Here is a 14,072-nt window from a genome sequence, read left to right as displayed (position 1 = left end):
ATGACAAACTTCGTCCCCACCCCTACCGCACCGGCACCCGACATTGTCCGCTGCGCCTATATGGAAATCGTCGTCACTGACCTCGTGAAGTCACGTGAATTCTATGTCGACGTCCTCGGCCTGCATGTCACCGACGAAGACGACTCCACCATCTACCTCAGGTCGCTTGAGGAGTTCATCCACCACAACCTCGTGCTGCGTCTCGGGCCGGTGGCCGCCGTCGCGGCCTTCGCCTACCGGGTGAAGTCCCCGGCGGAAGTGGACGCCGCCGAGGCGTATTACACGGAACTTGGTTGCCGGGTGGAACGCCGAACGGGGGGGTTCACCAAGGGCATTGGCGATTCCGTCCGTGTCGAGGACCCCCTGGGTTTCCCCTACGAGTTCTTTTACGACGTCGAACACGTGGAGCGTCTCACCCAGCGCTACGACCTCTACTCTGCCGGCGAGTTGGTTCGCCTGGACCATTTCAACCAGGTCACCCCTGACGTGCCGCGTGGACGCAAATACCTCGAGGACCTCGGTTTCCGGGTGTCGGAGGACATCCAGGATTCCGACGGAGTGAGCTACGCCGTCTGGATGCATCGCAAGCAGACAGTCCACGACACCGCACTGACCGGGGGCAACGGCCCACGGATGCACCACGTCGCCTTCGCCACCCACGAGAAGCACAACATCATCCAGATCTGCGACAAAATGGGCGCCCTGCGCATCTCGGACCGGATTGAACGCGGCCCCGGCCGGCACGGCGTATCCAACGCCTTCTACCTCTACATCCTCGACCCGGACGGGCATCGCATCGAGATCTACACCCAGGACTACTACACCGGCGACCCGGACAACCCCACGGTTACCTGGGACGTCCACGACAACCAGCGCCGCGACTGGTGGGGCAACGCCGTCGTCCCCTCCTGGTACAGCGAAGCCTCGCTGGTCCTGGATCTCGACGGCAATCCCCAACCCGTGATTGTGCGCGAGGAGAAGAGCGAAATGGCCGTCACCGTTGGCGCAGACGGGTTCTCCTACACCCGTAAAGACGAAAATGGTGCCGAGCAGGCGTTCAAGTTGGGGGCGCAGCTGTAGCCATGCTGGATGCCTCAACAATTGAAGCCATCGCCGATGAACTGGTCGAAGCCGGGCGCAGCCGCACTCCGGTTCCGCGGTTGACGGCCCGCTATCCCGACATGACGGTGGAGGACGCCTACGCAGTGCAGCAGTTGTGGCGCCAACGCAACGAGGCTGCCGGGCGAATACTGGTGGGGCGCAAGATCGGTCTCACCTCGAAGGCCATGCAGGCGGCCACCGGCATTACCGAACCCGATTACGGGGCCATCTTTGATGACATGGTGCTCGACACCGGCTGCTCGGTGGACTGGGATCGGTACACTCATCCGCGGGTCGAAGTGGAACTGGCGTTTGTGTTGAAACAGGATCTGTCGGGTCCAGGGTGCACCATCTTCGACGTCCTGAATGCCACCGACTACGTGGTTCCCGCCCTCGAAATCCTGGATTCCCGGATCGAGATGGAGGGGAGAACCATCGTTGACACCATTTCGGACAACGCGGCGATGGGCGCCATGGTGGTTGGTGGTCGTCCGGTGAGGCCAGACGCCGTTGACCTCCGCTGGGTCTCGGCTATCCTCTACAAAAACCAGACGGTTGAGGAGACTGGTGTGGCCGCCGGGGTGCTCGACCACCCGGCGGCCGGTGTTCACTGGCTGGCTAACAAGATTGCGGCCCACGGTGACAGCATGAGAGCCGGGGACATCATCCTCGCCGGGTCTTTTACCCGACCGTTGTGGGTGCAGAAGGGCGACACCATCCACGCCGACTACGGACCGCTGGGAGCAGTGACATGCCACTTCCGCTAGATGCCACGTTTCGCGATGCGCTCGCAGGGGCCGATCGGCCGTTAACTGGTATGTGGGTGTGCTCGGGGAGCCCCCTGATTGCCGAACTCTGCGCAGGAGCTGGTCTGGACTGGCTCCTCATCGACGCTGAGCACAGCCCAAATGGGCTGGAATCCATTCTTGCCCAACTCCAGGCCGTTCACGGTTACCCGGTGCAGGCAATGGTTCGCCCCCCGGTGAATGACACAGTGCTGATCAAGCAGTATCTGGACCTGGGGGTGCAGAACCTCCTGATCCCGATGGTCCACTCGGTGGGCGACGCCGAAGCTGCCGTTGCGGCCACCCGCTACCCACCGGCTGGGGTGCGAGGCGTCGGATCGGCCTTGGCCCGGGCCTCCCGCTGGAACCGGGTCCCCGGATATTTGGCCGACGCCGAGGCAACCCTCAGCGTGACGGTGCAGATTGAATCCAGCGCCGCCGTCTCCGCCGTCGAGGCAATCCTTGCCGTTGACGGTGTTGACGCGATCTTCGTTGGCCCCTCCGACCTGGCAGCCTCTATGGGCGTACTGGGCCAGCAGGAGCACCCCGAGGTGCGCGCCGCCGTCGAACACTGTCTTGCAGCGGCACAGAAGGCTGGAAAACCGGCCGGAGTGAACGCCTTCAACCCCGCCACCGCACGTCACTATCTGGCTGGCGGAGCCAGTTTCATTCTGGTGGGTGCCGACGTCGCCCTGCTGGCACGTGGGTCGGAAGCCCTGGCTACCCAATTCATTCCGGCGCCCGACGACGATTCGCCCGTAAGCTACTGACCTCCCGTGGGTTAGTGTGATCAGATGTCCGAGCCCCAGCCCCGCGTCCTCACCGTCGGCTTTGTCCCCGGTGTGACACCCGGAAAATGGGTCAGCCGGTGGCGCGATAGGTTTCCGGAAAAACCGCTCGAAACCCGCGAGTATGAGGCAGCCAGCCAGGAGGAGGCGCTGCGCGCAGGCACGGTTGATCTCGGTTTTGTCCGTCTCCCGGTGGACCGCGAAGGCTTCAGCGTGATTCCCCTCTATGAGGAACAGCCGGTGGTGGTGGCGGGCAAGGACCACGAACTGTCGCTGTTCGACGAGGTACCCCTCGCCGAATTGGTCGCCGAGAACCAGCTTGATGTGATTTCCAACGGTGGTGAGAAGGCCGCCATTGAACTCGCGGCAACGGGTGTCGGGGTGGTGATTGTGCCCATGTCGATTGCGCGCCTCTACGCCCGCAGGGACGCGGTCTACCGGCCCGTTCTCGATGGTCAGCCCACCACTATTGCGGTGGCCTGGCTTTCGGAGAATACCGACGAGGACATCGAAGAGTTCATCGGGATCGTCAGGGGGCGCACTGAACGAAGCTCACGGCAGCCCTCAGCCAAGGAACCTGAAAAGAAGCAAAAGAAGGCGCAAAAGGCGGCAAACAGAAAGCAACCGTCATCGGGCGCCGCCAAGCCCACGCAAAGAACTGGCGGACCCAAGAAGTCGCCAGCGGGGGGCAAGAAGCAGGCCCCGCGCGGACGGAAGCCCGGCTCCGGTGGGCGAGGCCGCCGCTAGGCCTCAGTGTCTCCCTGGTCAGCCTCCCCGCAACTCTTTCCCTCCCGCCTGCCCCCTTCGCCGAGACGGTAGATCTGGTGAGCTAGTTCGGCGGGTGGTAGCGGGCGGCCCGGAGGCTGCTGCGGCTGGCGACGCCTGTCGGTCAGGGCGGACTACCCGTTGAGCGGATTATCTCGGCATATCTGTGGAAAGAGGCCCGTGGGATCCTTTCCAGCGTTGCTGGCTCCAGGCGCACCAGACCAAACTTTTTGGTGTACCCCTCCTGCCACTCCCAGTTATCCAGCAAGGTCCAGTGGAAGTATCCCCGCACATCAATTCCCGCCGCGATCGCCTCTCCGACGGCGGCGAGATGCTGCTCTAGAAATTCGATCCGGCGGGTATCCTGCAGGCCGCTCCCTGATCGTTGAAGCCCATCCTGCGGACCGTCGTCGTAAGCGCAACCATTTTCGGTGATGTACACCGGAGGCAACTGTGGATAGGCCGCTTTCAGTTGCTTAAGAATTGTGAGCAGGCTGGCGGGCATTACCGGCCAGCCGAAATCGGTAACCGGCACACCCACAAATTTTTTGGGAGCGAACGGCACCGGATAGAACGGTGGAGCCGCACCGACCCGGGTCGGAAAGTAGTAATTGACGCCGTAGAAATCCAGGGGCGCCGAGATGATCTCCATGTCACCGTCGTGGATCACCTCAAAGGAGATGCCGTCCACTTCCTCGAGTTCCGGTGGATACCTGCCGGTCAGGACCGGCCCAGCGAACTGGCCGTTGTGATAGCGGTCGTACAGCACTGCAAGACGCGCGTCCCGGTCGGAGCCGGTGGCTGGCTGCACCGGCGAATGATTGTTCACAATACCCACCGGCGAGGAAAGGGTTTCCCTGAGAGTATGCACGGCGGTGCCGTGGGCCAGGAGAAGATGATGCGCGACGACGAAGGCACTGCCCAGCATCATCAGACCCGGTGCGGCACGGCCGATGGCATGCCCGATGCCGGTATGGACTACCGGCTCGTTGACTGTCATCCAGGCGGCTACCTTGTCGCCGAACTCATCCCGAAGAATCCGGGTGTAGTCAGCGAACGCATCAACGGTGTCGCGGTTCTGCCACCCGCCGGCATTCTGTAGCGCTTGGGGCAGGTCCCAGTGATAAATGGTTACCCACGGCTGGATTCCCCGGTCGAGGAGGGCATCGAGGAGCCGGTGGTAGAAGGCGATCCCCTCGGGGTTTGCCGGTCCGCGTCCGAGGGGCTGGATACGCGGCCACGCGATTGACATCCGATACGCCTGCCCACCCAGCCCCTGGAGCAGGTCGAAATCCTCCGCATACCGGTGGTAATGGTCGCAGGCAATGGCTGCACTCGAGGCATCCAGGATGTTCTTGTGAGTCCTGGCGTACGCGTCCCAAATACTTTCACCGCGGCCACCCTCGTGGACGCCACCCTCAATCTGGGCTGCAGCCGTCGCCGTTCCAAACACAAACCCGGGCGGCAATCCAAAGCTGGTCATGGTGCGCTCCTCTATGGGCTCTCAGCCTGCTCCCTTCACCTAAATCCCATTGCCCCCGTCGCGTCAATGCCTTGACGCTGCGGACTTGTTGGCTGACCGCCGGGAGGCAGGAAGGTAGTGTGCTGGATATGCGCATCAACCCCACCCCCGACCCCCCGGGCGCACACGCACAGATCTCTCCGAAGGTCTCAGACACCACACTGGCCTCAGCGCGGTTTGCGAACCCCGCCCAGCGTGGCCCGATGGGTCCGCTGAAGCCCGGGTGGGGACTCTGGCAGGCTGCCATGGGATTGGTTCTGGTGTTGGCACTTCCCCTCGGTGGCACGCTGGCGCTCTCTTCGGTGCTCAGCTTCGGGCCTGAACTAGTCTTCGTCTCACTGTGCTTCACCTGGCTTGCCCTGCTGGGAAGCAGCGTTCTGGCCTCAAAGGTGTGGGGATTTGGTTCGCTTGCCAAGGACTTCGGTCTGAGATTCAAATGGATTGACTTGGCCATTGGACTCGGAGTTGGCATCGCGGCACGCTTTATCCTGGCAATTGTTCAGGTGATCATGACCCTACTCTGGCCGCTGGGCGAGGACGAGGTGCTGCAAGGTAACGCGGAAATCTTTCTCACTGGCGACAGCGGCTGGATCTTTGTGAACGCCGTCCTCGGCGGAGCCCTCATCGCTCCTTTCCTCGAGGAACTCTTCAACCGCGGACTAGTCTTGCGAGCTGTGCAGAACGCATGGTGGCTGAAAGGCTCAGCAAAGGGCCGGGTCTCGACCGCGACTCCGCAGCGGTCGCTAACGACTGCAACGGTTGTGGCGATCGTGGTCAGTTCCCTCGTCTTCGGCCTCCTGCATACCGGCGCGGTAGGGGACCTGAGATCGTCAATCTACCTCCTCGTCGGTACGTTCACGGTGGGTGTGATGTGCGGGTTTCTCACCGTCTGGACCGGCCGCCTGGGGCCAGCGATCGTCACCCATGTCGTTTTCAACGGAACTGCTATCGGCCTGCTTCTGGCGCTGCCACCGGAACTGCTCCCCTGAGAATTTTCGGCTACCACCCACGACACCGTCGAGAGGAAATTAACATGCAGTTCAAGGAATATACGACAATCCAGGCTAGCTCCGCTCAGTCTTCGGTGACAATTACCCTCAATCGTCCCGAGGCGCTCAATGCCCTATCCACCCAGGTCGTCGAGGATCTTGAGGATCTTCTTGGCGTCCTGGAAGCGGCATTCAGACACGACGCTGGTGGGGAGGCCCGCGGGGTCGTGATCATCGGCTCGGGGGAGAAGGCTTTTGCCGCTGGAGCCGACATCCGTGAAATGACAGCCATGACACCGGATCAGGCGTGGGAGTACAGCACCAGGATGCAGTCACTGACACTCAGGCTTGAGTCGCTCCCCGTGCCCGTGATTGCAGCGGTCAATGGTTTCGCTCTGGGTGGGGGGTGCGAGCTGGCGCTGGCCTGCGACTTCATTTATGCCACCGAGTCGGCTTCTTTTGGACAACCCGAAGTGAGCCTGGGCCTGGTTCCCGGATTTGGAGGTTCAGTGAGATTGCAACAGCGAGTGGGTCCGTCCCAAGCCAGAGAACTGTTGTTCACCGGGCGGCGCATCAGGGCCGACCAGGCGCACCGTCTAGGTCTGGTGAACGCGGTGTTCACCGACCGGGAAGCGCTGCTCGCCGCAGCTCGGAAAACCATCGCCGAGATTGCCGGACACTCTCCCGCCGCTGTAGCAGCGGTCAAGGCAACAGTGGGGCGGGTGGAGGGGCGGTCCACCGCCGACGGGCTGGCAATCGAGGCCGATTCCTTCAGGCAGGCGTTCACCACCGCAGACATGCGTGAGGGAACCCGAGCGTTCCTTACCAAAGAAAAACCTGCCTTCTCCGGTAACTAACCGGGGAAGGCAGGTTTGCTGTACTAGACCTTTGCGGGCTGAGTGACCGTTGCAGTCGGTTCCATGTTCTCGGCGTCAACCATCCAGGCGTACTGCTCAAGCTTCTCAATGAAGGCGTGCAGGATGTCGGCGGTGGTGGGGTCTTCCTCGTCGATCTGGTCGTGCACGTCGCGCATGGTTTTCACCGTGCCTTCGAGCATGGCAACAACCATGGTGACTGTGTCTTTGGTGGATACCAGGCCGGCCGGGAACTGGTTCAGGGTGGTGCCCTTCGCTACCGAAGCGCTGCGTCCATCAGGGACGGCGTGCAGAGCGCGCATGCGTTCGGCCATCTGATCGGCGAACAGGCGGGCGTCGTCGATGATCTCGTCCAGCTGCAAGTGCATGTCGCGGAAGTTCTTTCCGACGACGTTCCAGTGCGCCTGCTTGCCCTGTAGGTGCAGTTCGATGAGCTCAACCAGCACGGCCTGCATGTTGTCGGTCAGTGTTTTGGACGCCTTCATGGGTTTCCTCCTGTATGTGGGACCTGCCCTCCCTCGATGCTGGGAAGCACCGGGTATGAGGGGTCAAGCAGTCTTCACCCTAGACCGCAAATGTTGTTGAAATCCAGCGGCACGGAATACAATCAGTTTACTTAGTAGTTCACTGATTGTGGAACTTACAGGAGGAACCAGCATGACGACAGTCCAGGAATCCATCGACGTAGCAGTGCCCGTGAGCACTGCCTACAACCAGTGGACGCAGTTCGAAACCTTTCCCCAGTTCATGGGCGGGGTGGAATCAATCACCCAGGCATCTGACACTCGTAGTCACTGGGTCACCAAGATCGGCGGGGTGGAACGAGAGTTCGACACCGAAATCACCGAGCAGCACCCCGATGAGCGAATTGCCTGGAAGAGCGTCGACGGAAAGTCCCACGCAGGTGTGGTGACCTTCCACCGGATTGATGACACCACCTCCCGCGTTGCCGTCCAGTTGGACTGGCATCCTGAGACCTTCACCGAAAAGATCGGCTCGGCGGTTAACGCCGACAACCGACAGGTTAAATCCGATCTTCAGCGGTTCAAGGAGTTCATCGAAAGCAACAACTCAGAGACAGGGGCCTGGCGCGGTGACATTGATGCGCCACCGTCAGGAACCACTACTGAGACCTCAACGTCCGCGGCCGGAGCATCGGACCTCAACGATCCGTCGCTGGACGACCCCGAGTCGGGTGGCCCACGCGCGACCGTCTCGCCGAGCTAGCCGAGAGACTTACTGTTAAACAGTTTCGGCCGGAACTCCACGCAGGTGGGGATCCGGCCGAAACTGTTTAACAACAATGACCTAATCGCGGACCGTGATACCCGCAATCGCTTCAGTCGCCCGCTGGGAAAGCTGGGCGGAGATCGGTGAGCTCTTCGCTGACTCGGCGGCAGCCTCCTGGCCTTCAGGGCTAACCACATAGGTGCCGAACTCCTTGATGAGTTCGACAGTTGTCTCGTCCGGGTATGAAGTGCAGAAGACATGATAGGACACCAGGATCAGCGGGTAGACGCCCGCTTCGGTGGTGGTCCGGTCAAGGGTCAGCGCAATATCGTAACTGGGCCGGCCGTCGACCGGAGTCGCAATATCGACGGCGGCGGCCGCCGCCTCGGTGCTGACCGGGACGTACTCCTCTCCCACCAGCAGGTTCGCCCTCCCCAGCGGTGGGCCAACAGCTGAATCGTCAGCGTAGGTGATTGCCCCCACCGTGCTAGCGACCGTGCTGACAACACCCGCGTTGCCCTTGGAATTCTCATTGCCGAGCGCGCTGGGCCAGGTGCCATCGGCATCGAACGTCCATAGGTCCGGAACGGTCTCGTGGAGGTAGTCGGTGAAATTCTCGGTGGTTCCCGAATCGTCCGACCGGCTGACCGGGGTAATCCGGAGGTCCGGTAGATCGACGTCGGCATTCTGCCCGGCAATGGCCGGGTCATCCCAGCTGTCGATGTCGCCCAGGAAAATGCTGGCGATGGTTGGGGCATCCAGGTTGAGCTCGGTGAGCCCTGGGAGGTTGAACGTGATGCTGATCGGCGACACATAGGCCGGAATATTGAACGCCCCGGCTGGGCCGCAGGCCTCAACGGATTCGGCGAGTTCCTCGTCATTGAGGTAAGCATCCGAGCCGGCGAATTGCACTGCTCCGGCGAGTAACGCCCCCCGCCCCGCCCCGGAGCCATCGGGGGAATACTGCAATTGTGCCTGGGAATGAAGAGTGCCGAAACCGGATATCCAGCCGTCCATTGCCGGACCCTGAGCCGAGGATCCGGCGCCGGTGATGGTGCCTCGCAGGTCTGAGTTGGCACGCTGGGCTGCGGCTTCCTGCTCGGGGCCCAACGGATAGTCGGATCCGCAGGCGGTAAGGGAGAGGCCGAGGGCAGCGGTGGCAAGTAGGGCAAGGCGACGCGTGGGGTGAGGCAGCACCTCATTTACGATACAGGTGAACAGTGGGTGAACGAATTGGGAAGGTTCCAGCGTCAGCTGCCCTGAGTGAGGTCGCGGGTGGCGGGGCCTTCCAGGAGGGTTCCCTCCGCCGAGAATCGCGATCCATGCAGGGGGCAGTCCCAGGACTTCTCGGCGTCGTTCCAGCCGAGAACACCGCCCAGGTGGGGGCAGACCGCCGAAATCCGGTGGGTGACGCCGTCGACCACGCAGACCCCCTCAGGGCGGGCGCCGTTGCGGACCACCACCCCTTGACCCTCCGGTGGGCTGACGGTGCTGGTTCGCGCCAAGCCGCTAAGCCAGCCGTTCAGGAGTTCCAGTCCGGCACCGGCGTTTGTTTTGACAGTGCTGAACGCGTCCTGCCGGGCGACGCGGGTGGCATACAGCTTGTTCGCCCACGGCATCTGCCCGCCGAGAATTTCGGCCGATAAGGCCAAGGCCGCCGCGACGGCGTTGGTCATACCCCACTTGTTGTATCCGGTGGCGGCGTAAATGTTGTGTCGGCTCAGTGGAAGCTTGCCCACATAGGGCAGGGCTGACGCGGGTTCATAGTCCTGAGCCGACCACTGATAAACCGGCCGCACCGACGGAAAGTGTTGCTGGGTCCAGCGCACCAGATCATCGACCAGGGCTTGCGTATGGGTCTCACGGCCGACCGGGTGGCCATTGCCACCAGCGATCAGGTACGTCTGTCCATCAACGACGGCGGTGCGCAGGGAGCGGGTCGGTCCGTCGATGGACAGGAACATCTCATCCATGCCCTCAAAAGCCAGGCTCTCGACGGCAAAAGCAACAGCATAGGACCGCTGAGGGGTGAGGACTGAAAAGTGTCCGCCCCGATCGAGAATGGGGGTACCTGTTGCCAGGATCAGATGCTCAGCCCACACCGCCCCGCGAGGGGTCTTGACCTTAATTTTGTCCCCCTTCAGCTTTCCGGTGCTGATCCCCTGCACCCGGACTCCTTCACTCAGGTGGCCGCCATGGGACCTGAAATCAGCTGCCAGGCCAGCTAGACCCCGCAGCGGATGAAACTGTGCTTGCCCCGGGAGGCGGAGGCTACCAGTAACGGCGAACGGCAGGGAGGAGGTGTCCTGCAACACCGGGGACAGCCCCGCCGCGACGCACGCCTCGCGTTCGGTTTTCAGCGCAGCAGCACCGGCGTCGGTGACGGAGTAGGCGACCGCGTCCCGAGTGTCGAACGGGATACCGTGTTCGCGGAAGAACCGCAATAACCAGGATTGCCCTTCAAGGTTGCCGGTGACGTAGTGGCGGGCTGTCTCGGCGTCGTGGTGCCGGATAATAGAGGAAAGTTGGGTCCCCTGAAGGAGTGATATTTTGCCCGTGGTGTTTCCGGTGGTGACATCCCCTGCGCGCCTCGCCTCCAGTACTGCGACCCGTTGGCCTGAGCGTGCCAGCAACAGCGCGGTACTGATTCCGGTAAGCCCTGCCCCCACGACCACTGAGTCGTAGGTGGCGCCGGGCGTGAACGGGTCGGCTGGGAGCTGCGGACGGGTTGCCTGCCAAAGGGATGTCATCGGATGCCTTCCGCCGTCGGGTTGTGGGACCTAAGCCCACTCCCAAAAACTGTTCCCGTCAAGGACCCGCAGAGGTCTTGCGGTGTGGTTGACGACGGCGGACCCCGGATTGAGTAAGTATGCTGATTATCATGCCGCTAGAGGAAGAGGATGATGTGACGACACCGAAGCGGTCAGTGCTTTTGGATAGCGAGTCAAACACCCAGGACACCCTTTACGGGAGCGCTGTCGCGGCGGCTGGCTCGGTGTCACGTGCACTGACACTTGCCTCCGAGCTTGGTGACCGCACCCCCCTGCCGGGCGGAGGATCCACCCTGACCCTGTGGGAGACCCTGGCCACCATTGCAGCAGCCGACCTGTCGGTGGCGCGTACCGTTGAACCGCACCTTGACGCGGTAGCCATCCTGCGGCAAGCCGACCTTCCAGTTGCACCGGGAACCTGGGGGGTGTTCGCCGCCGAGGCGCCCGGACACCGCCTGGAAGCGCACCACTCTCTCAACAGTGACGGCAGCTGGCAGCTGACCGGGCGGAAACCCTGGTGCTCGCTGGCGGCCAAGCTGGACTACGCGATAGTGACGGCCCATGTTCCGGATGGCGAACGGCGCGCCTTCAGCGTAGACCTGCGCCAACCGGCCGTTCAGGTTATCCGCGGTACCTGGGTTAGCCGTGGGCTGGCAGCGGTGGACAGTGGCCCCACTGATTATGATGCGGCATCCGCCCGCCCCGTAGGTGCCGACAATTGGTATCTCCAGCGCGACGGGTTTGCGTGGGGAGGGCTGGGGGTGGCTGCCTGTTGGTACGGCGGCGCGGTCGGTATTGCCCGGCGGCTGCTGCGCTCCGTGGAGGAACGAACCCCCGATCAGCTGGCGCTGATGTACCTCGGGGAGGTGGACCGGCATCTGTATGCCGCGCGGGAGGCCCTCGCCGCGGCCGCAACCGACATCGACGCAGGTCGGGCCAGCGGTGCTGTCGGGGCGTTGCTGGCTGCGCGGGTGAGGGGCGTTGTTGCCGACGCTGCCGAAGCAATCCTTCGGATAGTGGGCCACGGGCTTGGTCCGGCACCCCTGGCCTTGGAGGAGGACCATGCCCGGAGGGTGGCGGATCTGCAGGTATATCTCCGCCAACATCACGCCGAACGGGACGCAGCAGCACTGGGTCGCCACCTCCAGGGCACCGGGGTTTCCCCGTGGTGACCTTTTCACATGAGGACGCCGGAACGCCCGAGCACCGCTGGAGCCAGGACTGGCGCAGCGATGCCCGGCTCAGCATCGAGGCCCTCTTCGACGGGAGAATGCCGGAGCGGGTGATAGTGGTTGCAGCACACCCCGATGACGAGACGCTGGGGGCGGCCGGGCTGGTGCGACGCATGGCCCGCGCAGGAGTTGCCATGGACATAGTCGTTGCCACCAACGGCGAAGCGTCCCACCCGAATTCCCCGACCCACACTGCCGTCCAGCTGGCGGAGCTGCGGCAAATTGAACTTGAGCAGGCCGTCGAATTGTTGGCACCTTCAGCACGGACCCACTTCCTCAACCTTCCCGACGGCGGGCTGGATGCCGAAGAACTCGCCGAACAGCTCCGACGCATTGTTGCCGCCGGGGGGCGTCCGGGCGAACGTACCTTGTTGGTGGCCCCGTGGCGAGGGGACGGGCACGCGGATCACGAAGCCGGCGGCCTGGCCGCGGCACAGCTGGCAGCGGAACTGAACCTTCCGCTGCTTGAATACCCCGTGTGGCTGTGGCACTGGGCGACGCCGGATTCCTCCGAAGCGCCGTGGGACCAGCTTGAAATCCTTGAACTTGCCGGCGATGAGCAGACGCTTAAGCAGTCGGCTCTGCTCATGCATGCGAGCCAGACGGCACCCCTGTCCGACGAGCCGGGGGACGAAGCACTGCTCGCCCCGGGGTTCCTTGACCACTTCGCCCGCGGTTTTGAGACCTTCATCCCCACCCCATCCTCGGGTGTGTTTGAACGGCTGCACGCCGACGCCGACGATCCATGGGGGCTCCAAGACCGCTTCTATGAACGACGAAAACGTTCGGTGGCTCTGGCGCTGTTACCGCGGGAACGGTTTGCGGCTTCACTCGAACTGGGTTGCTCCATCGGTGTACTGTCCGCCGAGCTCGCCGCGCGCACGGATTCCCTCCTTGCCCTGGATATCAGCCCAACGGCTGTGGCAGCTACACAGGAACGGTTGAGCGATTACCCCGGGGCGACCGCCCGGGTTGCCTCCGTGCCACGGGATTGGCCGCCTGGGGACTTCGACCTGATCGTCATCTCCGAGGTGGGCTACTTCCTCAGCCGGACACAATTGCTTGATGTCGTGGCGCGTGCGGTCGCCTCGCTGGCAGCCGATGGGGTCATTCTCCTGTGCCACTGGCGGCACCCGATAGACGGCTGGGAACTGGATGGGGACACCGTTCACGAACTATTCCGCTCGGCCTCATCACTTGCTGTTTTTGCAGAACACCGCGAAGAGGATTTCCGCATTGACCTCCTGGTGCGGCCACCGGCGGTGTCGGTGGCCAGAGCGACCGGTGTGCTGTGAATGAGTCGTCCGTGCCGGTGCCGGTGCCGGTGGCGGTCGCCGTCGTCGTACCGGCCCGGAACGAGGAGGAGAGCCTGCCGCGGTGCCTGACCGCCCTCGATGAGGCAGGCAGGGCGCTCGCCGACGCGTACCCGTCGGTGGTCCTGTCCGTCACAGTGGTACTGGACGGATGTACCGACGCTTCGGCACACGTGGTGGCCAAGTATCCGCTAGCCCAGCCTCTGGCCGTCGATTTCGCATCGGTGGGATTGGCACGCAGAGCCGGGATCACCCACGCCCTGGGTCAGCTTCGGCAACCGGCCAGCCAGATCTGGGTGGCGAACACCGACGCCGACACCGAGGTACCCGACCATTGGCTCGTCGAGCAGTGCCGGATGGCTGCCACGGGAGTGGAGCTGGTCCTGGGGACAGTGGTTCCCAACCCGGTAGGCCTGGATGCCGCGCTGGAGCACGCCTGGCACGCGGCTCACCCGCTCGACGACGGCCACGCCTACGTGCACGGCGCGAACCTGGGATTCCGGGCGGACAGTTACCAGGCAGCCGGGGGGTTCGCCGCCTTGGACATCCATGAGGATGCAGATCTGATCGAGCGGCTGAAATCGCAGGGGGTGAAGTGGGCGGCGGTGGACTCCATCAGGGCCACGACATCTGCCAGAACAACGGGCAGGACACCCGGCGGGTTCGCCGGCTACTTGCGGGACCTTCCCCTGTGAGTAGGG

General features: G+C 63.1%; 14 protein-coding genes. 10 read left to right on the top strand and 4 right to left on the bottom strand.

The window, feature by feature from the left end; genetic code table 11:
• From hpaD to ABD059_RS03085, 4 genes are read left to right on the top strand one after another with little or no spacing between them, the layout of a single operon-like run.
• Nucleotides 1–1,080 carry a 3,4-dihydroxyphenylacetate 2,3-dioxygenase gene (gene hpaD / locus ABD059_RS03100; protein WP_343877731.1) on the top strand — a complete coding sequence of 360 codons (1,080 nt, stop codon included), beginning with the start codon at nt 1–3 and terminating at the stop codon, nt 1,078–1,080.
• 2 nt (nt 1,081–1,082) lie between these two features.
• On the top strand, nt 1,083–1,868 hold the full coding sequence (hpaH, locus tag ABD059_RS03095) for a 2-oxo-hept-4-ene-1,7-dioate hydratase (RefSeq protein WP_343877729.1): 786 nt from the start codon (nt 1,083–1,085) through the stop codon (nt 1,866–1,868).
• A complete protein-coding gene (locus tag ABD059_RS03090; RefSeq protein ID WP_343877728.1) occupies nt 1,853–2,656 on the top strand; it encodes an HpcH/HpaI aldolase family protein in 804 nt (267 codons plus the stop codon). Before hpaH ends, ABD059_RS03090 begins: the two co-directional genes overlap by 16 nt.
• Nucleotides 2,657–2,680: 24 nt before the next feature.
• Complete coding sequence (locus ABD059_RS03085) at nt 2,681–3,421, top strand: LysR family substrate-binding domain-containing protein (protein WP_343877726.1); 741 nt, start codon at nt 2,681–2,683, stop codon at nt 3,419–3,421.
• Nucleotides 3,422–3,563: 142 nt separating this feature from the next.
• On the opposite strand, the gene ABD059_RS03080 is transcribed toward ABD059_RS03085, so the two are convergent.
• Nucleotides 3,564–4,922 (bottom strand): GH1 family beta-glucosidase, encoded by a 1,359-nt coding sequence (locus ABD059_RS03080; protein WP_343877724.1) that lies wholly within the window; start codon nt 4,920–4,922, stop codon nt 3,564–3,566.
• A 128-nt stretch (nt 4,923–5,050) separates the two neighbouring features.
• Between ABD059_RS03080 and ABD059_RS03075 the strand changes: the two genes are divergently transcribed.
• Together ABD059_RS03075 and ABD059_RS03070 are read left to right on the top strand one after the other, a co-directional pair.
• Entirely contained in the window at nt 5,051–5,950 is a 900-nt protein-coding gene (locus ABD059_RS03075; RefSeq protein WP_343877722.1) for a CPBP family intramembrane glutamic endopeptidase, read from the top strand.
• Nucleotides 5,951–5,994: 44 nt separating this feature from the next.
• A complete protein-coding gene (locus tag ABD059_RS03070) occupies nt 5,995–6,807 on the top strand; it encodes an enoyl-CoA hydratase/isomerase family protein (RefSeq protein WP_343877720.1) in 813 nt (270 codons plus the stop codon).
• Nucleotides 6,808–6,830: 23 nt separating this feature from the next.
• On the opposite strand, the gene ABD059_RS03065 is transcribed toward ABD059_RS03070, so the two are convergent.
• Entirely contained in the window at nt 6,831–7,310 is a 480-nt protein-coding gene (locus ABD059_RS03065) for a Dps family protein (RefSeq protein ID WP_343877718.1), read from the bottom strand.
• Between the two features lie 172 nt (nt 7,311–7,482).
• Here ABD059_RS03065 and ABD059_RS03060 point away from each other — a divergent pair, with 172 nt between their 5' ends.
• Nucleotides 7,483–8,052 (top strand): SRPBCC family protein, encoded by a 570-nt coding sequence (locus ABD059_RS03060; protein WP_343877716.1) that lies wholly within the window; start codon nt 7,483–7,485, stop codon nt 8,050–8,052.
• 81 nt (nt 8,053–8,133) lie between these two features.
• Here the strand turns inward: ABD059_RS03060 and ABD059_RS03055 are convergent, their stop codons facing one another.
• A complete protein-coding gene (locus ABD059_RS03055; RefSeq protein WP_343877715.1) occupies nt 8,134–9,252 on the bottom strand; it encodes a phosphate ABC transporter substrate-binding protein PstS in 1,119 nt (372 codons plus the stop codon).
• A gap of 53 nt (nt 9,253–9,305) precedes the next feature.
• The gene (locus ABD059_RS03050; protein WP_343877714.1) at nt 9,306–10,805 is read right to left on the bottom strand and encodes an FAD-dependent oxidoreductase; all 1,500 of its coding nucleotides are present in this window, start codon (nt 10,803–10,805) and stop codon (nt 9,306–9,308) included.
• Between the two features lie 131 nt (nt 10,806–10,936).
• On the opposite strand from ABD059_RS03050, the gene ABD059_RS03045 reads away from it, so the two are divergent.
• From ABD059_RS03045 to ABD059_RS03035, 3 genes are read left to right on the top strand one after another with little or no spacing between them, the layout of a single operon-like run.
• The gene (locus ABD059_RS03045) at nt 10,937–11,998 is read left to right on the top strand and encodes an acyl-CoA dehydrogenase (RefSeq protein WP_343877713.1); all 1,062 of its coding nucleotides are present in this window, start codon (nt 10,937–10,939) and stop codon (nt 11,996–11,998) included.
• Nucleotides 11,995–13,353, top strand: a complete 1,359-nt coding sequence (locus ABD059_RS03040) for a bifunctional PIG-L family deacetylase/class I SAM-dependent methyltransferase (RefSeq protein ID WP_343877711.1) — start codon at nt 11,995–11,997, stop codon at nt 13,351–13,353. Before ABD059_RS03045 ends, ABD059_RS03040 begins: the two co-directional genes overlap by 4 nt.
• Entirely contained in the window at nt 13,350–14,066 is a 717-nt protein-coding gene (locus ABD059_RS03035; RefSeq protein WP_343877709.1) for a glycosyltransferase family 2 protein, read from the top strand. Before ABD059_RS03040 ends, ABD059_RS03035 begins: the two co-directional genes overlap by 4 nt.
• Nucleotides 14,067–14,072: the final 6 nt, after the last annotated feature.

It is taken from the genome of Arthrobacter flavus (assembly GCF_039526005.1).
GTDB lineage: Bacteria > Actinomycetota > Actinomycetes > Actinomycetales > Micrococcaceae > Arthrobacter_D > Arthrobacter_D flavus.
The sequence above is the reverse complement of the archived record's forward strand: the minus strand, read 5'-3'. Positions and strand labels throughout refer to the sequence as shown.

Coding starts and splice junctions, on each gene's coding strand:
- hpaD (WP_343877731.1), top strand. CDS start 1: ATGACAAACTTCGTCCCCACCCCTACCGCACCGGCACCCGACATTGTC.
- hpaH (WP_343877729.1), top strand. CDS start 1,083: ATGCTGGATGCCTCAACAATTGAAGCCATCGCCGATGAACTGGTCGAA.
- ABD059_RS03090 (WP_343877728.1), top strand. CDS start 1,853: ATGCCACTTCCGCTAGATGCCACGTTTCGCGATGCGCTCGCAGGGGCC.
- ABD059_RS03085 (WP_343877726.1), top strand. CDS start 2,681: ATGTCCGAGCCCCAGCCCCGCGTCCTCACCGTCGGCTTTGTCCCCGGT.
- ABD059_RS03080 (WP_343877724.1), bottom strand. CDS start 4,922: ATGACCAGCTTTGGATTGCCGCCCGGGTTTGTGTTTGGAACGGCGACG.
- ABD059_RS03075 (WP_343877722.1), top strand. CDS start 5,051: ATGCGCATCAACCCCACCCCCGACCCCCCGGGCGCACACGCACAGATC.
- ABD059_RS03070 (WP_343877720.1), top strand. CDS start 5,995: ATGCAGTTCAAGGAATATACGACAATCCAGGCTAGCTCCGCTCAGTCT.
- ABD059_RS03065 (WP_343877718.1), bottom strand. CDS start 7,310: ATGAAGGCGTCCAAAACACTGACCGACAACATGCAGGCCGTGCTGGTT.
- ABD059_RS03060 (WP_343877716.1), top strand. CDS start 7,483: ATGACGACAGTCCAGGAATCCATCGACGTAGCAGTGCCCGTGAGCACT.
- ABD059_RS03050 (WP_343877714.1), bottom strand. CDS start 10,805: ATGACATCCCTTTGGCAGGCAACCCGTCCGCAGCTCCCAGCCGACCCG.
- ABD059_RS03045 (WP_343877713.1), top strand. CDS start 10,937: ATGCCGCTAGAGGAAGAGGATGATGTGACGACACCGAAGCGGTCAGTG.